This window comes from Pseudomonas argentinensis (assembly GCF_001839655.2).
Taxonomy (GTDB): domain Bacteria; phylum Pseudomonadota; class Gammaproteobacteria; order Pseudomonadales; family Pseudomonadaceae; genus Aquipseudomonas; species Aquipseudomonas argentinensis_B.
This window is the reverse complement of sequence record NZ_CP056087.1, coordinates 1,641,781-1,664,818: the sequence shown is the minus strand read 5'-3', so window position 1 is coordinate 1,664,818 and position 23,038 is coordinate 1,641,781. Positions and strand designations below refer to the sequence as shown.

At 64.4% G+C, this 23,038-nt stretch carries 18 protein-coding genes and 2 pseudogenes; 7 read left to right on the top strand and 13 right to left on the bottom strand.

Going from position 1 to position 23,038, the window contains the following annotated elements; genetic code table 11:
- Positions 1-357 precede the first annotated feature (357 nt).
- Complete coding sequence (locus SA190iCDA_RS07315; protein ID WP_070884213.1) at positions 358-1,362, bottom strand: DUF481 domain-containing protein; 1,005 nt, start codon at positions 1,360-1,362, stop codon at positions 358-360.
- Between the two features lie 274 nt (positions 1,363-1,636).
- On the opposite strand from SA190iCDA_RS07315, the gene SA190iCDA_RS07310 reads away from it, so the two are divergent.
- A complete protein-coding gene (locus SA190iCDA_RS07310; protein WP_070884214.1) occupies positions 1,637-2,005 on the top strand; it encodes an MGMT family protein in 369 nt (122 codons plus the stop codon).
- A gap of 100 nt (positions 2,006-2,105) precedes the next feature.
- Positions 2,106-3,620, top strand: a complete 1,515-nt coding sequence (locus SA190iCDA_RS07305) for an AmpG family muropeptide MFS transporter (protein ID WP_070884215.1) — start codon at positions 2,106-2,108, stop codon at positions 3,618-3,620.
- A 34-nt stretch (positions 3,621-3,654) separates the two neighbouring features.
- Here SA190iCDA_RS07305 and SA190iCDA_RS07300 read toward each other — a convergent pair whose 3' ends face one another.
- A complete protein-coding gene (locus SA190iCDA_RS07300; RefSeq protein ID WP_070884216.1) occupies positions 3,655-4,500 on the bottom strand; it encodes a mechanosensitive ion channel family protein in 846 nt (281 codons plus the stop codon).
- Positions 4,501-4,622: 122 nt separating this feature from the next.
- Entirely contained in the window at positions 4,623-5,102 is a 480-nt protein-coding gene (locus SA190iCDA_RS07295; protein WP_070884217.1) for a YajQ family cyclic di-GMP-binding protein, read from the bottom strand.
- A gap of 260 nt (positions 5,103-5,362) precedes the next feature.
- On the opposite strand from SA190iCDA_RS07295, the gene SA190iCDA_RS07290 reads away from it, so the two are divergent.
- Genes SA190iCDA_RS07290 through SA190iCDA_RS07275 form a run of 4 tightly spaced genes read left to right on the top strand, consistent with a single transcriptional unit; the run spans position 5,363 to position 9,873 of the window.
- Positions 5,363-6,325 (top strand): response regulator, encoded by a 963-nt coding sequence (locus SA190iCDA_RS07290; RefSeq protein WP_070884218.1) that lies wholly within the window; start codon positions 5,363-5,365, stop codon positions 6,323-6,325.
- On the top strand, positions 6,322-7,233 hold the full coding sequence (locus SA190iCDA_RS07285; protein WP_070884219.1) for a putative 2-dehydropantoate 2-reductase: 912 nt from the start codon (positions 6,322-6,324) through the stop codon (positions 7,231-7,233). The genes SA190iCDA_RS07290 and SA190iCDA_RS07285 overlap by 4 nt, the downstream gene beginning before the upstream one ends.
- A 46-nt stretch (positions 7,234-7,279) precedes the next feature.
- The gene (locus tag SA190iCDA_RS07280; RefSeq protein ID WP_070884220.1) at positions 7,280-9,283 is read left to right on the top strand and encodes an ATP-binding protein; all 2,004 of its coding nucleotides are present in this window, start codon (positions 7,280-7,282) and stop codon (positions 9,281-9,283) included.
- Positions 9,284-9,297: 14 nt separating this feature from the next.
- Entirely contained in the window at positions 9,298-9,873 is a 576-nt protein-coding gene (locus SA190iCDA_RS07275) for a cob(I)yrinic acid a,c-diamide adenosyltransferase (RefSeq protein ID WP_070884221.1), read from the top strand.
- Here the strand turns inward: SA190iCDA_RS07275 and SA190iCDA_RS07270 are convergent.
- From SA190iCDA_RS07270 to SA190iCDA_RS07240, 7 genes and pseudogenes are all read right to left on the bottom strand, one after another.
- Positions 9,863-10,747 carry an RluA family pseudouridine synthase gene (locus tag SA190iCDA_RS07270; protein WP_070884222.1) on the bottom strand — a complete coding sequence of 295 codons (885 nt, stop codon included), beginning with the start codon at positions 10,745-10,747 and terminating at the stop codon, positions 9,863-9,865. The two genes, SA190iCDA_RS07275 and SA190iCDA_RS07270, sit on opposite strands and share 11 nt — an antisense overlap.
- Before the next feature lie 22 nt (positions 10,748-10,769).
- Complete coding sequence (locus tag SA190iCDA_RS07265) at positions 10,770-11,699, bottom strand: AEC family transporter (RefSeq protein WP_070884223.1); 930 nt, start codon at positions 11,697-11,699, stop codon at positions 10,770-10,772.
- Positions 11,700-11,768: 69 nt separating this feature from the next.
- Positions 11,769-12,718 (bottom strand): annotated as a pseudogene (locus tag SA190iCDA_RS07260) (Nudix family hydrolase).
- Entirely contained in the window at positions 12,715-13,344 is a 630-nt protein-coding gene (locus SA190iCDA_RS07255) for a glutathione S-transferase family protein (RefSeq protein ID WP_070884225.1), read from the bottom strand. The pseudogene SA190iCDA_RS07260 and the gene SA190iCDA_RS07255 overlap by 4 nt, the downstream one beginning before the upstream one ends.
- 137 nt (positions 13,345-13,481) lie before the next feature.
- The gene (gene argJ / locus SA190iCDA_RS07250; RefSeq protein WP_070884226.1) at positions 13,482-14,699 is read right to left on the bottom strand and encodes a bifunctional glutamate N-acetyltransferase/amino-acid acetyltransferase ArgJ; all 1,218 of its coding nucleotides are present in this window, start codon (positions 14,697-14,699) and stop codon (positions 13,482-13,484) included.
- A 230-nt stretch (positions 14,700-14,929) separates the two neighbouring features.
- Positions 14,930-17,665 carry a preprotein translocase subunit SecA gene (secA, locus tag SA190iCDA_RS07245; protein WP_070884227.1) on the bottom strand — a complete coding sequence of 912 codons (2,736 nt, stop codon included), beginning with the start codon at positions 17,663-17,665 and terminating at the stop codon, positions 14,930-14,932.
- Positions 17,666-17,832: 167 nt separating this feature from the next.
- Positions 17,833-18,758, bottom strand: a pseudogene (locus SA190iCDA_RS07240) (M23 family metallopeptidase).
- 87 nt (positions 18,759-18,845) lie between these two features.
- Between SA190iCDA_RS07240 and SA190iCDA_RS07235 the strand changes: the two are divergent.
- Positions 18,846-19,304, top strand: a complete 459-nt coding sequence (locus SA190iCDA_RS07235) for a DUF721 domain-containing protein (protein ID WP_070884229.1) — start codon at positions 18,846-18,848, stop codon at positions 19,302-19,304.
- Positions 19,305-19,481: 177 nt separating this feature from the next.
- Here SA190iCDA_RS07235 and lpxC read toward each other — a convergent pair whose 3' ends face one another.
- From lpxC to ftsA, 3 genes are all read right to left on the bottom strand, one after another.
- Entirely contained in the window at positions 19,482-20,393 is a 912-nt protein-coding gene (gene lpxC, locus SA190iCDA_RS07230; protein WP_070884230.1) for a UDP-3-O-acyl-N-acetylglucosamine deacetylase, read from the bottom strand.
- A 112-nt stretch (positions 20,394-20,505) separates the two neighbouring features.
- Positions 20,506-21,696 (bottom strand): cell division protein FtsZ, encoded by a 1,191-nt coding sequence (ftsZ, locus tag SA190iCDA_RS07225; protein ID WP_070884231.1) that lies wholly within the window; start codon positions 21,694-21,696, stop codon positions 20,506-20,508.
- Between the two features lie 76 nt (positions 21,697-21,772).
- On the bottom strand, positions 21,773-23,020 hold the full coding sequence (gene ftsA / locus SA190iCDA_RS07220) for a cell division protein FtsA (protein ID WP_013792647.1): 1,248 nt from the start codon (positions 23,018-23,020) through the stop codon (positions 21,773-21,775).
- Positions 23,021-23,038: the final 18 nt, after the last annotated feature.

Here is a 23,038-nt window from a genome sequence, read left to right as displayed (position 1 = left end):
CAGCCGAAAGGCTGGCCCGTAGGGTGAGCAAAGCGAATCAAGTTTCGCGCAGCGAAACCCGGATGTCGGGGTGCCCTTCTTTGGCACACCTTTCTTGGGCAAGCAGAGAAACGTAGCGAAGCGCAGTAACAGCCGCAGGCTGGCCCGAAGGGTGAGCGAAGCGAATCAAGGTGTGGCGCCCGTAAGGGGCGCAACACAAAGGTTCAGTACACGCGGTAATGGATAGTGCTAAGCCAGTAAGTGATACGCACACAAACTTGCCAGTCCGGTATCAACCCACACTTTCCTCAAACCGTGCGTAGGACCATAAAAAAGCCCCGCAAGCGGGCGGGGCTTTCAGCGTTGCAGCGAACCGGGTTACCAACCCACCCCGAAGCCGATGGTGTATCGGGTTTCGTCCTTGTCGCCTTCCGAACCACTGACCTGATCCTTGGACGCCTTCATGTTCAACGAGGCCCAGTCGGTGACCTTGTAGCGCAGGCCCACTTCGGCATCCAGCGAGTAGTCGGCGGCACTGGCCAGCGGCTTGCCCACCTCGCCGGTACTGAACAGTTCGAAGGTCTTGCCGATCAGGTAACGGTTGTAGTCCCAACGCATACTGATGGCGTAGAAGTTGTCCTTCTCGCCGTTGGCGTACTCATAGTCGGAACGGTTGAGCAGACCGGCCACCGAAAACGCCCCCAGCTCGTTGTCCCAGAACTGGTAACCCGGACCGGTACCCACCGTACGCTGCCGCTCGAGATCCTCGATCTGGTCGCGCTTGTATTCGAAGCGCCCCTGCCAGAACCACTGTTCGTCGAGGAAGCGGTCCAGGGCATATTCGGTGCCCCAGTTATCGGTGCTGACCACGTCGTTGCGCAGTTCGCGGTTGTAATCGACCGTCGCATTGTGACGCCACTTGCCATGGCGGGCCTGGGTCTTGAGGTCGACATCGTAGTCGTCGGTGTCGCTCTCGGCACGCTTGTAGTCCATGGCCACGTCGACGTTGCCTTTCCACATGAAGTCTTCGACGAAGGGCTTGGGCTTCATGATCTGCTTGATGCTGGCCAGCTCGACGGTCTTCGGTGCATCGCCATTGGCGAGGGTCACCTTGCCGGAATCGGCAGCCTGCAGCGACTTGGCACGCTCACCGGTGATTTCGTCCTCCTTGACCAGCAACTCCTGTTCGCTGTCGAGGGTGGCGATCTTTTTCCAGTCCAGCGGAATGGAACCACCGTAATCGGTTTCCAGCAGCAGCTTGCCCCCGTCGAGAACCTTGATGGTTCCGGTCAGGCGGTCGCCGTTCTTCATCCATACGGTATCGGCCAGCAGCGGTGTGGTGGCTACGCTGAGGCCCAGGCACAACAAGGTACGAGTAAACATAAGCGGATGCTGTCGCTCCGGTTCGCGGTAAATCGGGCATTATCCGCATACCCGATATTTGAGCAAGAAATGACCGACGGAAATGCTTCTAGTTCATCGAGGCCCTGGCAGGCCGTTGCAAAACGTCGGCGAGGCCACCGGCGCGAGGCAAAAACAGCCGAAAAAGCGGAGTGTACGAGGTGTACATGAGCATTTGAGGCTGTTTTTAACGACGCGCCGGCAACGTAGGTAGTTTTTCAACGGCCTGCTAACCGAGCGGAGCGAGGAGCCTTCCATGCCGACACGACAAAACGATTACAGCGCGCCGCCGGCCGACGGCGACCAACAGGCCCGCCGTGATGCGCTGTACCTGGCGCTGGCCCAGGTGCCGCCCGGCAAGGTGATCACCTATGGCGAGCTGGCCGCGCTGGCGGGCCTGGCGCGCGCGGCGCGCTGGGTCGGCCGCACCCTCGGCCAACTGCCCGATGGCACCGCCCTGCCCTGGCATCGCGTGGTCGCCGCTGGCGGCCGGCTGAGCCTGGCGGCCGACTCGCCAAGCGGGGTTGAACAACGTGCCCGATTGCGCGTCGAAGGGGTGCTATCCCACAATGGTCGGGTGGATATCCGACGTCACGGCTGGCGGCCCCTGGAGCACGAGGCATGAGACTCGACGCGCCAGGCGCAACCGGCTTGCACTGACCTGACCCTAGCCCCTAGAGTGCGCCCCTTGTTCATGCTTTCTCCCTCCAGGCCGACTCCCTTCAATGCATCGTAAAAGCTGGCGCGACGCGATCGCCGCCTACTCCAGCCCCTCGACACTGGTTCTTCTGGTGCTAGGGTTCGCCGCCGGCCTGCCTTACATGTTGGTGTTCTCGACCCTGTCGGTGTGGCTGCGCGAAGCGGGCGTAGCGCGGGAAACCATCGGCTTCGCCAGCCTGATCGGCCTGGCCTACGCCTTCAAGTGGGTGTGGTCGCCCCTGCTCGACCAATGGCGCCTGCCGTTGCTCGGCAAGCTCGGCAGACGGCGCTCCTGGCTGGTGCTGTCGCAGATTCTGATCGCCATCGGCCTGGCCGGCATGGCGCTGTGCGATCCGCACACCCACCTGACCTGGCTGATCGCCCTGGCCGTGCTGGTGGCCTTCGCCTCGGCGACCCAGGACATCGCCGTCGATGCCTACCGCCTGGAGATTGTCGACGACACCCGCCAGGCCGCCCTGGCCGCCAGTTACATGGCCGGCTACCGGGTCGCCGCGCTGCTGGCCACCGCCGGCGCACTGTACGTTGCCGAGGGCCTGGGCTCGACCACCCTGCTCTACCAGCACGCCGCCTGGGCCGGTACCTACCTGCTGTTCGCCCTGTTGATGCTGCCGGGCCTGTTGACCAGCCTGTGGATGAAGGAGCCGCCGGTTTCCCTGCGAACCCAGCTGGCCGCCGCCAAGTACGGCTTCAGCCACCAGATCGCCTCGGTACTGGTGCTGATCGTGCTGCTGGTGTCGGTGCCGGCGATGTTCACCCAGCTGTACAACACCGATTTTCCCAGCCTGGTGACCGGCGAAGCCACGTTGCTCGACCTGCTGCTCGAGGACCGCGCCTTCCTGCGCGCCATCCTCTACACCATCCTCACCACCCTGTGCCTGTCATCGATGGGGCGCCGCGGCCTGGCGCCGGTGCTCACCCCGGTCAACGACTTCATCCTGCGCTACCGCTGGCAGGCCTTCCTGTTGCTGGGGCTGATCGCTACCTATCGCATGTCCGATACGGTGATGGGCGTGATGGCCAACGTGTTCTACATCGACCAGGGCTTCACCAAGGACCAGATCGCCAGCGTCAGCAAACTGTTCGGCCTGATCATGACCCTGGTCGGTGCCGGTGCCGGTGGGCTGCTGATCGTGCGCTTCGGCATCTTGCCGATCCTGTTCATCGGCGGCGCGGCGTCGGCGGCCACCAACCTCCTGTTCATGATGCTGTCAGGCATGGGCGCCAACCTGCAGATGCTGGTCTTCACCATCTCTGCCGACAACTTCAGCTCAGGGTTGGCGACCGCGGCCTTCGTGGCCTACCTGTCAAGCCTGACCAACCTGAAATTCTCGGCCACCCAGTACGCGCTGCTGAGCTCCATCATGCTGCTGCTGCCACGGCTGATCGGCGGTTATTCGGGGGTGCTGGTGGAGAAGTTCGGCTATGCGGATTTCTTCCTGATCACCGCGCTGATGGGCGTGCCGACGCTGCTGCTGATCCTGGTGCAGTGGCGCCAGCAGAGCCGCGCGAGCACGGCCTGAAGGCCGGCCATTGCGGCCGGCCCCTGTCGCGGGGTCATGCGCCGACGGCGGCGTCCTGCACCACGTGCACCACCCTCTGCGGGAAGGGAATACCGATACCCCGGGTTTTCAGGCGGTCACGGGCCTGCTCGTTGAGCATGAACATCACGTCCCAGTAGTTCGGGGTTTCCACCCACAGGCGCAGGGAAACGGTAATGGCGCTGTCGCCCAGGGCGCTGACCACCACCACCGGCGCCGGCTCCTTCAACACCCGCGGATCATCGGCCAGCTCCAGCAGCACCTCGCGGGCACCCTGCAGGTCGGCCTCGTAATCCACGCCCACGTCGAACACCACCTTGCGCGTCGGCTGGCGGTTGTAGTTGGTGATGATGCCGTTGGAGAGGTTGCCGTTGGGCACCACCACGGTCTTGTTGTCCCCGGTGCGCAGCACGGTGTGGAAGATCTGGATGCTGTCCACGGTGCCCATCACGCCCTGGGCTTCGATCCAGTCACCGATGCGGAAGGGGCGAAACAGCAGGATCAGCACCCCGCCCGCGAAGTTCGCCAGGCTGCCCTGCAGGGCCAGGCCAATGGCCAGGCCGGCGGCACCGATAGCGGCGATGAACGAGGTGGTCTCCACACCGATCATCGAGGCGACGCTGATCACCAACAGCACCTTGAGAATGATGTTGGCCAGGCTGCCGATGAAACCCTGCAGCGCCGGGTCGGCCTTGCGGGCCGCCAGCAGATTGCTGACCTGGTTGGTGAGCTTGTTGATGAACCACCAACCGATCAACAGGGTGACCAGCGCCAGCAGCACGCGGCTGCCGTACTGCATGATCAGCGGGATCCAGGTCTGGGACTCACGCATCAGCTGGTCGATTTCAGCATTCAAATCCATGGGAAACTCCTGTCCGTCATCGCGGAAAAAACGACGACGCCAAGGCATAGCGACTGCCATGGCGTCGATGAGGCTGCCAAAGGTGCGACGCGCTGGCCGCGCCTGGGTTCAACCGGCGCGACTCAATCGCGGAAGTTGTTGTACTGCAGGGGCATGCCGAAATCCTTGCCACGCAGCGAGGCGATGCACTCCTGCAGGTCGTCGCGCTTCTTGCCGGTGACGCGCACCTGCTCGCCCTGGATGGCGGCCTGCACCTTGAGCTTGGCTTCCTTGATGTGGGCGACGATCTTCTTGGCCAGTTCCTTGTCGATGCCTTCGCGGAACTCGACCTCCTGCTTGACCACCTTGCCGGACGCGTAGGGGTCCTTGGTTTCTATGCACTGGCTGTCGATCTTGCGCTTGATCAGGCAGCCACGAATGATGTCGAGCATCTGCTCGAGCATGAAATCGGCTTCGGCGGTCAGCGTGACGGCCTTGTCCTTGACCTCGAAACTGCACTTGCCGCGCAGGTCGAAGCGCCGCTCCAGCTCCTTGCTGGCATTGTCCAGGGCGTTGGTGAGTTCGTGTTTGTCCAGCTCCGACACCACGTCGAACGAGGGCATGCAATTCCTCCAGATATAAAGCGCGAGCGGGCAGCACTGCCTCGCGAATCGCTTGCCGGCAGCCTGTGCGGCGATGCAAGCTGCATCGTGCTGGGCGCCAGTTCGCGAGATCGTGAATAAGTTCTGCGCAAATCGCGCGGATGGCTTGACGATAAAATTGGCGCGATCATTATATCCGCTCTGATACAGACCGCTCGGCGTTGTATTGGTTACTCCCCTTCCCTCGACCCGTTTTCCTGCCAGCGAGTGCCATAAAAAACATGCCCAACCCCCATCTCAGTATTCTGGTGGTGGACGATGCCAAGTTCTCGAGCGCCATGATCGGACGCGCATTGAGCCAGGCTGGATATCAGGATATTCGCTTCGCCAGCAGCGCTGCCGAAGCCATCAGCAACCTCGAACAACGCCCCGCCAGCGTGCTGCTGGCCGACTGGCTGATGCCCGAAATGGACGGCCTGGAGCTGACCGGCCGGGTGCGCCAGCTCGATGAAGCGGCCGAACACTACACCTATGTCATTCTGCTGACCGGCAAGGAAGGCGAGAACGTGCTCAACGAAGCCTTCGACCGCGGCGTCGATGACTTCATCAGCAAGTCGGCCATGAACGAACAGCTGCTGCCGCGGGTGTTCGCCGCCGAGCGTCTGTGCAGCACCCTGCAGCGTCTGCTCCAGGAAAACGCCCTCTTGGTGCAGAACATCGCCAGCCTGGAGGAGCGCAACCTGGTCGACCCGCTGACCGGCCTGGGCAACACCCGCTACCTGAAGCAGAAGATGGCGGATAGCCTGCGCCAGGTGGAGTCGCGCGGTGGCGCACTGTGCTACCTGCTGATCGGCCTGCAGGGCGCCGACGAACTGGGCACGCGCCACGGCAAGGCGTTCTACAACGAATTGCTGCGCAGCGTGGCCCGGCGCCTGCAACAGCTGGTGCGCCCGCTGGACGTGCTGGTCAGCCTGGACGATCGTCACTTCGCGCTGATCACCCTGCTCGAAGACCTGCAGGAATGCTCGCCGAGCAGCTTCAAGCGCCTGCACGAGGGGCTCAACCTCAAGGCCTTCAAGACCAGCGAAGGCTTCATCAGCCTCAAGGCCGGTATCGCCGTGGTCGGGCTGGACAGCAAGGCCATGCCCATGGAGCAGCAGCAACTGCTCGATCTGGCCACTCGCCTGCTACCGGAGGCCCATGCCAGCGGCCGGGTGACCGCCGTACGCCTGCCGCGCACATGAGCTGGCACGTACTCGGTGCCGGCAGTCTGGGCAGCCTCTGGGCCACTCGCCTGTTTCGCGCCGGGGTGCCGGTACAGCTGGTTCTGCGTAACCCGCAACGCCTGGCGGCATACCTCCAGGCGGGCGGCCTGACGCTGGTCGAGCAGGGCCAGAGCGAGCGGTACGCCATAGCCGCCAGTGACCTGAGCGACCCGGCGCCCATCGCCCGCCTGCTACTGGCGTGCAAGGCCTATGACGCCGTCGAAGCGATCGCTGCCGTCGCCCATCGCCTGGCACCGGAGGCCGAGGTGATCCTGCTGCAGAACGGCCTGGGCAGCCAGGACGAAGTGGCGCAGCAGCTTCCCGGCCGCCGCTGCCTGCCGGCCTCCAGTACCGAGGGCGCGTTTCGCGATGGCGACTGGCGCGTGGTGTTCGCCGGCCAGGGCCACACCTGGATCGGCGACCCAATCGACGTCACACCGCCAACCTGGTTGAGCGATCTCCAGCGCGGCCAGATTCCCCATACCTGGAGCCCGGATATCCTGGGGCGCTTGTGGCGCAAGCTGGCGCTCAACTGCGCCATCAACCCGCTGACCGTGCTGCATAGCTGTCGCAATGGCGAGCTGGTGCGCCACAGTGACGAGGTCGAGGCGCTGTGTGCCGAGCTGGTCGCGTTGCTGATCGGCAGCGGCCAGGCTGAGGCGGCCCGGGACCTGCGCCACGAGGTGTGGCGGGTGATCGAGGCCACCGCCGCCAACTACTCGTCCATGTACCAGGACGTCGCCAGTGCTCGCCGCACCGAGATCAGCTACCTGCTCGGCTATGCCTGCGCCGCCGCCGAGCAGGCAGCGCTGCAGCTGCCCCACCTGCAAGCCGTGCATCAGCGGCTGCTCGCCCATCTGGACCGCCACGGATTGCCGCGCCATTGAGTCACGCGCTAACCTGCGCCCTCACCTGCCACCACGAACCACGCCCATGCGCCTGCGCCACCGCCTGAAGAACCTCCCCGTTGGCCGAAAACTGCTCGCGGCGCTGCTGGTCTTGCTGACGGCGGTGCTGGTGGTCGCCAACATGACCTTCATCAGTGCAGCCTACTGGATTTCCCAGGAAAGCGTCGCGCCCCAGGCGCTGCAGACCCTCGGCCGGCTGATCGCCACGCCGGCCCTGAGCCGTGAAGCCCTCAGCTCGCCCGAAGCGGCCCATGAACTGCTCAAGCGCCTGGAGGGTTACGGCCCGCTGCGCGCGGCGGTGATCTACGATGCAGGCGGCAACAGCATGGCGCAGCTGCAGCGCGGCGAAAAACTCGAGCTGCCCGCCCAGCTCGACGCCCTGGACAACTGGCGTATCGGCGAGTTTCGCGCCAACCAGCTGGTCGAGCTGCCCCAGGGCGATGCCCCGCCCGGCCACCTGCTGCTGGTAGCCTCCAGCGAACTGCCGGGCGCCTTCTACACCGGTACCGTCACCGCCAGCCTGGTGATCCTGCTGTTCAGCCTGGTGCTCTGGCTGCTGGTGGCGCGGCAGATCCGCCGCCTGGTCACCAGCCCGATCAAGCGCCTCGAAGAACTCACCCGCCAGGTCACCCGCGAAGAGAACTACTCGCTGCGCGCCCGGCGCGGCAACCGCGACGAAATCGGCAGCCTGGCCGAGGCCTTCAACACCATGCTCGAACGCATCGAAGCCCGCGAGCAGCAGCTCAAGCGCGCCCGCGACGACTCCGAGGAAGCCTACAACCAGGCCCGCGGCCTGGCCGAGGAAACCCGCCTGTCGAACCGCAAGCTGGAACTCGAAGTGCAGGTGCGCAGCAAGATCGAGAAGAAGCTCACCGGTTTTCAGAACTACCTCAACAGCATCATCGATTCCATGCCCTCGGCGCTGATCGCCCTGGACGAGCAGCTCTACGTGGCGCAGTGGAATCAGGAAGCCAGCGCGCTGTCCGGCACCTCCATCGACGAGGCGGTGAACCAGCCGGTGTTTCTCGCCTTTCCGCTGCTCAAACCATACCTGTCCAAGCTCAAGCGCACCGCCGAGCAACACCGGGTCGAGAAGATCGAGCGCGTCACCTGGATCCGCGACGACGAGCCCCACCACTACGCCCTGACCTTCTACCCGCTGATCGGCAGCATCGGCCGCGGCGTGGTGATCCGCATCGACGACATCACCCAGCGCCTGAACCTCGAAGAAGTCATGGTGCAGTCCGAAAAGATGCTTTCCGTCGGCGGCCTGGCGGCCGGCATGGCCCACGAGATCAACAACCCCCTGGGCGCCATCCTGCACAACGTGCAGAACATCCGCCGGCGCCTGTCGCCGGAACTGCCGCGCAACCAGGAGCAGGCCGAGCTGGCCGGGGTCAGCCTGCCGGCCATCGACCGCTACCTGGCCGCGCGGGAAATTCCCATGCTGCTCGACGGTATCCAGCAGGCCGGCGCGCGGGCCTCGAAGATCGTCACCCACATGCTCAGTTTCAGCCGCCTGAGCAATCGCCAGCTGGCGCCCTGCCAGCTGCCGGCGCTGATCGACCAGGCGGTGGAGATCGCCAGCAACGACTTCGACCTGACCGAAAGCTTCGACTTCAAGAGCCTGCTCATCCAGCGCGAATTCGACCCGCAGCTCGGGCCGATCCCCGGCATCGCCAACGAACTGGAGCAGGTACTGCTCAACCTGCTGAAGAACGCCGCCCAGGCCATCCACCTGCGCGAGGACGAAAGCCAGCCTGGCAAGCTGATCCTGCGCACCCGCCTGGCGCCACCCTGGGCCGAAGTGCAGGTCGAGGACAACGGCGTGGGCATCCCCGAGGCCGTGCGCAAGCGCATCTTCGAGCCGTTCTTCACCACCAAGGAAGTCGGCCAGGGCACCGGCCTGGGCCTTTCCGTGTCGTACTTCATCGTCACCAACAACCACAAGGGCCAGATGGAGGTGCACTCGCGCACCGGCCAGGGCACCTGCTTCACCCTGCGCCTGCCACTGGGTGTGGGCAGCTGATCAGCGGAGACCCCATGGGCTATCGACTCTCGAAAATCTACACGCGCACCGGCGATGCCGGGCAAACCGGGCTGGCCGACGGCCGTCGGGTCGCCAAGGATCACCCGCGCATCGAAGCCATCGGCGAAGTGGACACGCTGAACAGCCAACTCGGTCTGCTGCTCGCCGACCTGCTGGAGCAGCAGGCGAACCACCCGGGGCTTGGCGAACTGGTCGAGGTGCTCGCGCCCTGTCAGCACCGCCTCTTCGACCTCGGCGGCGAGCTGGCGATGCCCGAGTACCAAGCCCTGCAGGCCGCCGAAATCGACAGCCTGGAAGCGGTCATCGACCGCTGGAACGAGGAAGTCGGCCCGCTGACCAACTTCATCCTGCCTGGCGGATCAAAGCTGATCGCCCAGGCCCACCTGTGCCGCAGCAGCGCCCGCACCGCCGAGCGGCGCTGCGGCCAGTTGCATGCCATCGAGCCCCTGCGCGGCGAGTTGCTGGCCTACATCAACCGATTGTCCGACCTGCTGTTCGTGGCCGCCCGGCTGATCGCCAGACGCCAGGGCATCGACGAAGTGCTCTGGCAGGCCGCGGTCAAAGACTGAGGCGGCTCTCGAAACACCTCGGCTCGCCAGTCAGCGGGTCACTGAACTTCAGCCCACGGGCCAGCAGTTTCAGCGGCTTGCTGTAATCGTCGGGCTCGCCCTCGGCGCAGCTCACCTCGGGATAGAAGGGATCGTTGAGAATCGGCGCACCCAGCGCCGCCATATGCACCCTGAGCTGGTGCTTCTTGCCCGTGACCGGCTCCAGCCCGTACAACCAGTGCTCGGCGCGCTTGTCGATCACCTCGATGCGCGTGCAGGTGTTGGGCACGCCGGGCGCTTCGCGCATGCGAAAGAACGGCTCACCCGCCTCGAAGCGCGTTTCGCGCAGCAGCGGAAACTGCAGTTCCGGCAACGGCGCGGCCAGCGCCTCGTAGCGCTTGTCGATGGCTCGCTCGCGAAACATCGCCTGGTAGCGCCCGCGGGTCTGGGGGCTGCAGGAGAACAGCACCAGCCCGGCAGTATGCCGGTCGATGCGGTGCAGGGGCACCAGGTCGGCATTGCCGGTGCGCCTGACCAGCCGCGCCAGCAAGGTCTGCTCGACATAGGCGCCGGCCGGCATCACCGACAGGAAATGCGGCTTGTCGGCGACCAGCAGGTGCTCGTCGAGGTGCAGGATGGCTTCCTCGAAGGGGATCGTCGGCTCGGCCGGCACTTCGCGGAAGTAATGCACGCGCAGGCCGACCCGATAGGGGTGATCGGCCCTGATCGGCTCGCCCTGGGCGTCCAGCACCCGGCCACGGGCCATACGCTCGAGCCAGACGTCCCGTGAAATCGCCGGAAAATGCGCGCACAGGCAGTCGAGCACCGTCGTCCAGGCGCCGGCTGGCAGGTGCAGCGTACTGGGACGCAGGCTGGGCTGATCGGGTGAAGGCATGGGGAAGCTCCAGGCGCGGCGCTCAGGGCGCGATCAGGTAAAGACAGATCGACAGCGTCAGCAACGAGCCCAGGGTCGACAGCAGAATGGTGCTCGACACCTCGGCGCTCTCGCGGCGATAGAACTCGGCGAGCATGAAGGGCCCGGTGCCGGTCGGCAACGCGCTGAGCAGCAGCGCGGCATGTGTCCACATCGGCGGCAGGCGAAACACATGGACGGCCAGCGCCCATGTGAGCAGCGGGTGGGCGACCAGCTTGATCAATACCAGGCCGGTACCGCGCTGCTTCGGCCCCGCGTGCTTTTCGGCCAGGAACAAGCCAAGGGCGATGAGCGCGCAGGGCCCAGTAGCGGCGGCGAGCAGCTTGAGAAATTGGTGCAGGGGCGCCGGCAGCGGCTGCGCGGTCGCCGCCCACAGGCCGCCAAGCACGGGCGCCATGACGATGGGGTTGCTGAGCAGGGCGAGACCGACCTGACGCACCGCCGCCAGCACGCTCTTCTCGTTCTGCAGGCCCACCTCGATGCACACCACCGCCAGGGCGAACAGCACGCAGATGACGATCAGGCAGGCGATCAGCGCCGGCTCCATACCGGCATCGCCGAATACCAGCAGGCACAGCGGGATGCCCATATAGCCGGTGTTGGCATAGGACGCACTGAGCCCGCATACGCTGGCGTCGGCGAGGCTGCCGGTACGACGCAGGGTCACCAGCAGCACCAGAACGAAGAGCCCCAGGGTGGCGATGCCATAGGCGAGGATGAAACCGGGCTGCCAGATCTCATCCCACACCACCGTCGCCATCGCTTCGAACAGCAGCGCCGGCAGGCACAGCCAGACCACCATGCGATTGATCTCCGAGGCCGCGGTAGCGCCCAGCAGGCCCAGGCGCCGGCAGGCAAAACCCGCAAGGATCAGCGCGAAGACCGGCAGGATGACATTGAAAACGGAGGCCATGGTCCGTGGATCACTCGAAAAAAGGACGCCGCAGGGTAGGCGCTACGGCGTGCTCGTACAAGCACAGGCTCAGCGCTGGTGCTCGGGCCAAAAGGCGCGAATCCCGGCGACCCCCTGGGCACCTGCCTGCCAGGCCTGCTCGCAATGCTGCGGGGCCACACCACCGAGCAGGTAGCACGGCTGATTGAAGCCCTTCAGCAACTCGCTCGCCCGCTCCCAGCCCAGTGGCTGGGCCTCGGGATGGCTCTCGGTGGCCTGCAACGGCGACAGGGTGACGAAATCGGCGCCGATCTGGGTGGCCAGTTCGAGCTCATCGACAGTGTGACAGGAAGCGGCCAGCCAGCGCCCTTCGGACAGTGGGCGGCCCTTGCTGGCGTATTTGCGCAGTTGCTCGGCGGTCAGGTGCCAACCGGCCGCCGGGAAATCGCCCAGCCACTCCAGCGGGCCCTTGAGCATCAGCTGCGCCTTGCCGGCGCAGAGCCCCTGGATATCCACCGCCAGATCACGGTACAGGGCATCGAACATCGCCGGCGCGCGTAACTGGATCAGGCGAATGCCACCGGCGATGGCCGCCCGCACACCGGCCAGCAGCTCGGGGCCGTCCAAGCCTTCCGGCGTGATCAGGTAATGCTCGGGCAGCCGTGCCGCGGCGACGATCGGCCGGTTGGCCACGGGAAACTCGTAATCGCCTAGCTGCCGCGCACTGACCCAGGCCAATGGCTGGCCTTCGGCGCCATGGGGCTCGCCGGCGAAGCGGCTGACTTCCCAGACATCCAGCAGCACCTGCTTGTCGCTGTAGTCGTGGCGTACCTGGATCAGCGGCCTTGCGGCAACGACTGTGATGCCCAGCTCCTCGTGCAACTCGCGTGACAACGCAGCTGGTACGGCCTCGCCCTCCTCGACCTTGCCCCCGGAAACTCCCAGAGCCCGCCCTGGTGCTTGTCGTCAGGGCGCCTGGCGATGAGGATCCGGCCGTCTTCACCACGAATCACCGCTGCCGCTACATGCACGCGTTTCACGTTTTCTCCTTTAGGGCCGCCTGCAACCAGCGCTGGAACGCCGGCCACTGATAAATGGTCTCCACATAGGCCGCTGCATCCGCCGGAAGTTGCACGCCGTAGCTGCGCAGCCGGCTGGCAACCGGGGCGAAATAGGCATCGGCGATACTGACCTGGCCGAACAGGTACGGCCCGCCCTGACCGAAGCGTTCGCGGCAGCCCGCCCACAGCGCGACGATACGCTGGATATCCTGCTTGACGTCATCCGCCACGCTGGCCAGCGGCGCGTTGCGCTGCATGTCCATCGGCATGTGGCTGCGCAGCGCGCCAAAGCCGCTGTGCATCTCCGCGCAGACCGAACGGGCCATGGCACGGGCGGCCACGTCACGCGGCCACAGGGCCACGTCGGGAAAGCGCTCGGCCAGGTATTCGGCAATCGCCAGGGAGTCCCAGATCACCCCGGCATCCCCCTTGAGCACCGGCACCTTGGCGGTCGGCGAATGCTCCAGCAGCCGTGCATGGGTGTCGGCCCGAAACAGTGGCACCAGGGTTTCCTGGTACGCCGCGCCGCTGAGCTCGACCAGCAGCCAGCCGCGCAGCGACCAGGACGAGTAATTCTTGTTGCCTATCACCAATTCGAGCGACATCTATTTCTCCAGCAGTCAGAAGGAACAGAGCGACAGCTTCGCCCTTGGCTGCCGGCAAGGCAAATTCCCCTCGCTCATGGGGCCATGCGCGAGGGGAATGAACGCGCCAGCCGCCATGCCGGCGACCGACACGGGGATCAGGTGCGGTATTCGGCGTTGATCTTCACGTACTCGTGAGACAGGTCGGTAGTCCAGATGGTCTCGCTGCAGGTGCCACGACCCAGCTCGATGCGAATGGTGATTTCCTCTTCGACCATCACCGCAGCGCCCTGCTCCTCGGTGTAGGTCGCGGCGCGGCAACCCTTGCTGGCGATGCACAGGTCGCCGAGGAACACGTCGATCTTGCTGACATCCAGTTGCGCCACGCCGGCACGGCCCACGGCGGCGAGGATGCGCCCCCAGTTGGGGTCGGAGGCGAACAGGGCGGTCTTGATCAGCGGCGAATGGGCGACGGCATAGCCGACGTCCAGGCACTCCTGGTGCGTCGCCCCGCCGTTGACCTGCACGGTGACGAACTTGGTGGCGCCCTCACCGTCACGTACGATGGCCTGGGCCACCTCCATGCACACCTCGAACACCGCCTGCTTCAGGGCGGCGAACAGCGCACCGCTGGCCTGGGTGATTTCCGGCAGGGCCGCCTGGCCGGTGGCGATCAGCATGCAGCAATCGTTGGTGGAGGTATCGCCATCGATGGTGATGCGGTTGAACGACTTGTTCGCCGCGTCGCGCAGCAGATCCTGCAGCACACCCTGGGCGACCTTGGCATCGGTGGCGATGTAGCCGAGCATGGTGGCCATGTTCGGCTTGATCATGCCCGCGCCCTTGCTGATGCCAGTCACGGTGACCGTCACGCCCTCGTGGGTGAACTGACGGCTGGCGCCCTTGGGCAGGGTGTCGGTGGTCATGATGCCGATGGCGGCCTCGGCCCAGTTGTTCTCGGAGAGGTTGTCCAGCGCGGCCTGCAGGGCGCCTTCGATCTTCTCGACTGGCAACGGCTCACCGATCACGCCAGTGGAGAACGGCAGCACTTCGCTTTCGTCCACACCCGCCAGGCCGGCCAGGCTGGCGCAGGTGCGCATGGCGTTCTGCAGGCCCGGCTCGCCGGTGCCGGCATTGGCGTTACCGGTGTTGGTCAGCAGGTAGCGCACGCTGCCGGAGGCGCGCTTCTTGGCCAGGATCACCGGTGCGGCGCAGAACGCGTTGAGGGTGAACACGCCGGCCACGCTGCTGCCCTCGGCACAGCGCATTACCACCACATCCTTGCGCCCCGGGCGCTTGATGCCGGCGGAGGCGATGCCCAGCTCGAAACCTGGAACCGGATGCAGGGTAGACAGCGGGCCAAGACCAACAGCCATGGGAGAGCTCCTTGAATTAGGTTGTTCGATGCGAAAACGCCGCGAAGGGCTGAACCCTCGCGGCGTTAATTTTATAACCAGCTCAGGTTAAGAACCTGATCACGACCTTGCGAGCTAGAGTCCTGCAAGGCGAAAACAGGCGAGGACGCGGAGTGTACTGGTGTACATGAGCAGTCCGAGCCTGTTTTCAACGCCGCAGGGCCGACGCGCAGCTAGTCGAGTTCAGGTTCTCAGTTGACCTGACCGTGGCAGTGCTTGTACTTCTTGCCGGAACCGCACGGGCACAGCTCGTTGCGGCCGATCTTCTGCTCGGCGCGTACCGGGGCGGCCGCCACGGCGACATCGCCTTCCTGGCCTTCGGCTTCCGGCTCGTCGAGCGCGGACACTTCGGCGTGCTGGAACTGCATGCGCTGGGCCATGGCTTCGGCCTCGCGGCGCAGCCGCGCCTCTTCCTCGGCCGGATCCTCGCGGCGTACCTGCACGTGGGACAGCACGCGAATGGCGTCGCGCTTGATCGAATCCAGCAGTTCCTGGAACAGGGTGAAGGACTCGCGCTTGTACTCCTGCTTCGGGTTCTTCTGCGCGTAGCCACGCAGGTGAATACCGTGACGCAGGTGATCCATGGTCGACAGGTGGTCTTTCCACAGGTCGTCGAGCACGCGCAGCAGAATCTGCTTCTCGAAGGTACGCAGGGCTTCGGCGCTGGCCTGGGTTTCCTTCTCGTTGTAGGCGTCCACCAGCTCCTTGAGGATGCGCTCGCGCAGGGTGTCTTCGTACAGTTTGTCGTCTTCGTCGAGCCACTGCTGGATCGGCAGGCGCAGGTTGAAGCCCGCGTAGATCGCCTCCTCCAGGCCGGCGATGTCCCACTGCTCGGGCAGCGACTGCGGCGGCATGTGGGCATCGATGGTGCTGTCCAGCACTTCCTTGCGGAAGTCCTCGATGGTCTCGCCCACGTTGTCGGCGGCCAGCAGGGTGTTGCGCATGTGGTAGATGACCTTGCGCTGCTCGTTGGCCACGTCATCGTATTCGAGCAGCTGCTTACGCATATCGAAGTTGCGGCCTTCGACCTTGCGCTGCGCCTTCTCGATGGCGTTGGTCACCATGCGGTGCTCGATGGCTTCGCCCGGCTGCATGCCCAGGGCCTTCATGAAGTTCTTCACCCGGTCGGAGGCGAAGATGCGCATCAGGCTGTCTTCCAGGGACAGGTAGAAGCGGCTGGAACCGGCATCCCCCTGGCGACCGGCACGGCCCCGCAGCTGGTTGTCGATACGTCGCGACTCGTGACGCTCGGAGGCGATCACGTGCAGACCGCCGGCCTCCAGTACCTGCTGGTGACGTTTCTGCCAGTCGGCCTTGATCTGCGCGACCTGCTCGTCGGTGGGGTTCTCCAGGGCCGCGACTTCCACTTCCCAGTTACCGCCGAGCAGGATGTCGGTACCCCGACCGGCCATGTTGGTGGCGATGGTCAGCGCACCGGGGCGACCGGCCTGGGCGATGATCTCGGCTTCCTTCTCGTGGAACTTGGCGTTGAGCACCTTGTGCTCGATGCCTTCCTGCTCGAGCAGGCGCGACATGTACTCGGAGGTCTCGATGGTCGCGGTGCCGACCAGAATCGGGCGGCCCTGGGCCTGGCATTCCTTGATGTCGTTGATGATCGCGGCGTATTTCTCTTCCTGGGTCAGGTAGACCAGGTCGTTGAAGTCCTTACGGGCGATCGGCTTGTTGGTCGGAATGACCATCACGTCCAGACCGTAGATCTGGTGGAATTCGAAGGCTTCGGTGTCTGCGGTACCGGTCATGCCGGCCAGCTTGGTGTAGAGACGGAAGTAATTCTGGAAGGTGGTCGAGGCCAGGGTCTGGCTTTCGGCCTGGATCTGTACGCCTTCCTTCGCTTCGATGGCCTGGTGCAGGCCTTCGGACAGGCGACGGCCCTGCATGGTACGCCCGGTGTGCTCGTCGATCAGGATGACCTGGCCGTTCTGCACGATGTACTCGACGTTGCGATGGAACAGGGTGTGGGCACGCAGGCCGGCATAGACGTGGGTCAGCAAGCCCAGGTTGTGCGCCGAATAGAGGCTCTCGCCCTCGGCCAGCAAACCGGCCTGGGTGAGCATGTCCTCGATGACCTGATGGCCGTCTTCGTTGAGCTCGACCTGGCGGCTCTTCTCGTCGACCTTGTAATGGCCTTGCTGGGTGACCACACCCTCTTCTTCCTCGATGTGCTGCTTGAGGCGAGGAATCAGGCGGTTGATCTCGGTGTACATCTTCGAGCTGTCTTCAGCCTGACCGGAGATGATCAGCGGCGTACGGGCTTCGTCGATAAGGATCGAGTCGACTTCATCGATCACCGCGAAATTCAGCTCGCGCTGGAATTTCTCGTCCAAGCTGAAGGCCATGTTGTCGCGCAGGTAATCGAAGCCGAATTCGTTGTTGGTGCCGTAGGTGATGTCGGCAGCATAGGCGGCGCGCTTCTCTTCCGGCGGCATGAACGGCGTGACGATACCCACCGACAAGCCGAGGAATTCGTACAGCGGGCGCATCCAGTTGGCGTCGCGGCGGGCCAGGTAGTCGTTGACCGTGACCACGTGCACGCCCTTGCCTTCCAGGGCGTTGAGGTAGACGGCCAGGGTGCCGACCAGGGTCTTGCCCTCACCGGTACGCATCTCGGCGATCTTGCCTTCGTGCAGGGTCATGCCACCGATCAGCTGGACGTCGAAGTGGCGCATGCCCATGACGCGCTTGCCCGCCTCGCGGGCGACGGCAAAGGCTTCGGGCAGCAGTTGATCCAGGGTTTCGCCTTTGGCCAGGCGGGCCTTGAATTCTTCGGTCTTGGCACGCAGTTGCTCATCGGAGAGCGCGAGCATCTGCTCCTCGAATGCATTGACGGCCTGAACCGCCTTGAGCATGCGTTTGACTTCACGCTCGTTCTTGCTTCCAAAGAGTTTTTTCAACAAAGGCGCAAACATATCGACAGGATCTTCCACGCTATGAATGGAGGGCGGCCCCGTGAGTCGCCCATGCAGCCTTATGGCTGCGTGCGAAGGGGGCATTCTACCCGGAAACGAAATTGAAGAAAGCAGCGCGATTGGCACAGGGCCATCGGCAGGGCGCGAGCCGGCCTCGGCCGGCTCGGTCAGGGCTCGTCGCTGACGCGGGCGATGTAGCTGTGCGGATTGACCAGCTCGCCGTTGCGGCTGACTTCGAAGTGCACATGGTTGCCGGTCGAGCGCCCGGTGCTGCCGACCGTGGCGATGGCCTGGCCGCGCTGGACCAGATCGCCGACCTGTACGATGTTGCTGCGGTTGTGCGCATACAGGGTGACGTAGCCATCGGCATGGCTGATTTCCACGGTGTTGCCATAGCCGTTGCGGCGTCCGGCGAAGGTCACCACACCGGCGCCAACCGCCACCACGTCGCTGCCCGCCTTGGCGGCGAAGTCCACGCCCTTGTGTACGCTGATGCGCCCGGTCAGCGGGTCGACGCGCCGGCCGAACGGTGAGGATACGTAGCCCTGCAGTACCGGGTGGCCGGACAGCATGGCCGCCTCGTCGAGGCGGCGGTCGGCGAGCAGTTGCTCCAGTACTTCGAGCTGCTGCTCGCGGCTGTCCATGCGCAGGGCCAGCTCATCGAGCGTGCTCATGAACGGTGGCGGCGCATAGGCCGCCCCGCCCAGGGGCTCTTCGGGCCCGCCCTGCCCCACGCCCAGGGAGAAATCGAATTCGCTGGCGTCCAGTTCGGCCAGCTCGGTAAGCCGCTCGCCGAGGGCGTCGAGGCGGGTCAGGCGCGCCTGCAGCTCGGCGACATGGGCGGCGAAGGCATCCAGTTGGCGCTGGGCGTCGACCCGCACCGCGCCGACTTCCTCGCGCTGGGCATCGAGTGCCTGGCTGACCACGGCGCTGTCCAGTACCGGCACCGATTGCGGTGCCATCCAGGCGCCCAGCGCCGCCCCCCGCCCACCGCCAGCGCGGTCAAGAGCAGCAGGCCGGCCAGCAGCCAGCGCAGGTCGAGGCTGAGCGAGCGCGCGGCGCCATGGCGCCGGCTGAGCAAAATGATGTGCATGACATCCCCATCTGAAGAAAGTGGAACCCGAGCGGGCAGCAGAGGTTCTGCTACCATGAGGGCCCCAAAAGTCGCAGGCTTCCTGCCATGAGTTTTCGTCCCTTGCCGGCCAAGGCGCCCGCCGCGCTCCTGCGCGAGGCGAAGCCGCTGAAAGCCCTGTTCAATCAGGCTCAACGCCTCGACCACCTGCAACAGGTGGTGGAAAGCCAGCTGCAGCCTGCCGCCCGTGAACACTGTCGCGTGGCATCGTGGCGAGAAGGCTGTCTGCTGCTGATCGTCACCGACGGCCACTGGGCCACCCGGCTGCGTTATCAGCAAAAACGCCTGCAAAGGCAGTTGCAGGCGCTGGAAACGTTCGCGACCTTAACGAAAATCCTCTTCAAGGTGCAACCTCGCAGCGGCGAGAAACCCGAGGCGCCACGCCCCTTCGAGCTCTCCGACAGCGCCGCCGACAGCATCCAGGAAACCGCCGAAGGGGTCAGTGACCCGCGTCTTAAGGCCGCTCTGGAACGTCTCGCCAGCCATCGCCGCCGCAGCGATTCGTAAAGCGGTCAGCCCGTTAGGATCGCCAATCATTGGCGCCAGAAAAATGACGACTGAAAATGCAGCGCGCTTGTCCATCGCGGCATCGCTCGCTGCCGCCCGTTTGTCGGGGAGCCTGAAGGCGGAAAAAAAAAGGCCACCCGAAGGTGGCCTTGAAAGATAAAACTAGGAGAGAGTGCGTTACACCGCCGCAGCCGGGCGCATGTAAGAGATCGGAGCAGTGTCGGCGTCTTCGAACGTCACCACTTCCCAAGCATCCGGCTGTGCGATCAAGGCACGCAGCAGACGGTTGTTCAGGCCATGGCCGGATTTGTAGCCGCGGAACTCACCGATCAGGCTGTTGCCGAGCAGATAGAGGTCACCGATCGCATCGAGAATCTTGTGCCTGACGAATTCGTCCTCGTAACGCAGGCCGTCTTCGTTGAGCACGCCGTCTTCGTCCACCACGATGGCATTGTCCACACTGCCGCCGCGCGCCAGGTTGTGCGAGCGCAGGAATTCGATATCACGCATGAAACCGAAGGTGCGGGCACGGCTGACTTCCTTGACGAACGAGGTGCTGGAGAAATCAACACTCGCGGTCTTGGTGCGGTCGTGGAATACCGGGTGATCGAAGTCGATCTCGAAACTTACCTTGAAGCCATCGAACGGCACAAAGGTGGCGCGCTTGTCGCCGTCCGTCACGGTCACTTCACGGGTGATGCGGATGAACTTCTTGGGGGCGTCCTGCTCTTGCAGACCAGCCGACTGAATCAGGAAAACAAAGGGACCCGCACTGCCATCCATGATCGGCACTTCACAGGCGGAGAGCTCGACGTAGGCGTTATCGATGCCCAGGCCAGCCATGGCCGAAAGCAGATGCTCTACCGTATCCACCTTGACATCACCATTGACCAGGGTGGTCGACATGGTGGTCTCACCGACGTTCAGGGCGTGCCCCCTCACCTCCACCACAGGGTCGAGGTCGGTACGACGGAACACGATGCCGGTATCCACCGGAGCCGGCTTCAGGGTCAGGTAAACCTTCTCCCCGGAGTGCAGGCCGATACCCGTGGCGCGGATGATGTTCTTCAGGGTGCGTTGTCTGATCATGGGTCTGGCCGCTATTACGCTAGGTGCGAATTGTTTTCAACAAAGGCTGGCGATAATAGCAGAACCGACCTTTGCTGAACACCAATCACCTTCATGCTCCTGATAGATTTCATCAATCCGCCTGACGACGCAGGAAGGCCGGAATGTCCAGGTAATCCAGGTCGTCCTGCGGATTCATTTTCGCCGCAGTGGCTGCGCCACCATGGCTCTGGCGCTGGACGGTCGGGCGCTCGTAGTCCTTGTAGTTGACGTTCTGCTCGGCGCGAGCCGGAGCCGCTACCGGCGCGACGGGCTGGGCAGCGGCCACCTGAACGGTGTTGTCGACCACCTTGACCGGTTTCTCCATGCGCGCGCCCAGACCGGTGGCGACCACGGTCACGTGCAACTCGTCACGCATGTCCGGATCGATCACGGTGCCGACCTTGACGGTGGCGTGCTCGGAAGCGAATTGTTCAATGATGTTACCCACGTCGGAGTACTCACCCAGGGACAGGTCAGGACCGGCGGTGATGTTGACCAGAATGCCGCGAGCACCCTGCAGGTTGACGTCTTCGAGCAGCGGATTGCGAATGGCCGCTTCGGTCGCTTCACGCGCACGGTTCGGACCGCTGGCGCAGCCGGTGCCCATCATCGCCATACCCATTTCGCTCATCACGGTCTTCACGTCGGCGAAGTCGACGTTGATCATGCCCGGACGCTTGATGATGTCGGAGATACCGCGAACGGCACCGCTCAGCACGTCGTCGGCCTTGGAGAAGGCGGACAGCAGGCTGGCGTCCTTGCCGAGGATGGTCAGCAGCTTCTCGTTGGGGATGGTGATCAGCGAGTCGACGCTTTCCTGCAGCGCGCGGATGCCTTCGTCGGCGATCTGCATGCGCTTGCGGCCTTCGAACGGGAACGGACGGGTCACCACCGCAACGGTGAGGATGCCCAGCTCCTTGGCCACTTCGGCGATGACAGGCGCCGCACCGGTACCGGTACCGCCACCCATGCCGGTGGTGATGAACACCATGTCGCAGCCCTGCAGCACTTCGGCGATGCGCTCACGGTCTTCGATGGCCGCCTGACGGCCGACTTCCGGGTTGGCGCCAGCGCCCAGACCCTTGGTGACGCCGGTACCGAGTTGCAGCACGGTACGGGCGCCGATGTTCTTCAGTGCCTGAGCATCGGTGTTGGCGCAGATGAATTCGACGCCTTCGATGTTGCTCTTGGCCATGTGGTTGACTGCGTTGCCGCCGCCACCACCGACACCGATGACCTTGATGACCGCGCTTTGCGGAAGGTTGTCTACGAGTTCAAACATGGTCTCTCTCCTGTATTTTCTAGTTTTAACGCCTACTGCCGGTGACGCCGCACACGCCCGTGCCGCGTCGCCCACATTAGAAATTGCCCTGGATCCAGCGCTTGAGCCGCTCCAGAACCGGTGCCTTGGTTTCATCGCCGTACCCGCCATTGCCGGGCATCGGGATGTCGTCGGACTGCTTGCGCAGGCCATACATCAACAGGCCAACGCCCGTCGAGTAAATCGGGTTGCGGACCACGTCGCTGAGCCCCTTGACGCTGTGGGGCACACCGAGGCGGACCGGCATGTGGAAGATTTCCTCGGCCAGTTCGACCGCGCCTTCCATCTTCGCCGTACCACCGGTGAGCACGATGCCCGCCGGGATCAGATCCTCGTAGCCGCTGCGACGCAGTTCGGCCTGGATCAGAGTGAACAGCTCGTCGTAACGCGGCTCGACCACCTCGGCCAGGGACTGGCGCGACAGGTCGCGCGGCGGACGATCACCGACGCTCGGCACCTTGATGGTTTCGCCGGCGCCGGCCAGCTTGGCCAGGGCGCAGGCGTAACGGATCTTGATCTCCTCGGCGTACTGGGTCGGGGTACGCAGCGCCATGGCGATGTCGTTGGTGACCTGGTCGCCGGCGATCGGGATCACCGCGGTGTGGCGAATCGCGCCTTCGGTGAAGATGCAGATGTCGGTGGTGCCGCCGCCGATGTCGACCAGGCACACGCCCAGCTCCTTCTCGTCGTCGGTCAGTACCGCGTAGGCGGAAGCCAGTTGCTCGAGGATGATGTCGTCGACTTCCAGGCCGCAACGGCGCACGCACTTCTCGATGTTCTGCGCCGCGTTCACCGCGCAGGTGACCACGTGCACCTTGGCTTCCAGGCGTACGCCGGACATGCCCAGGGGCTCACGTACGCCTTCCTGGTTATCGATCACGTAGTCCTGGGGCAGGGTATGCAGTACCCGCTGGTCAGCCGGAATGGCCACCGCCTGGGCAGCATCCAGTACCCGTTCCAGGTCGGCGCTGCTGACTTCGCGGTCGCGGATGGCGACGATACCGTGGCTGTTCAGGCTGCGGATATGGTTACCGGCCACGCCGACGAACGCCGAGTGAATGCGGCAGCCGGCCATCAGTTGGGCCTCTTCGACCGCGCGCTGGATCGACGCCACGGTGGACTCGATATTGACCACCACGCCCTTCTTCAGGCCGCGCGATGGGTGGGTGCCGATGCCGACGATTTCCAGTTGGCCATCGGCCGTCACTTCGCCCACCAGCGCCACCACCTTGGAGGTACCGATGTCGAGACCGACGATCATCTTGCCGCTCTGCACGTTTGCCATGACTCTTGCCTTCTCTCC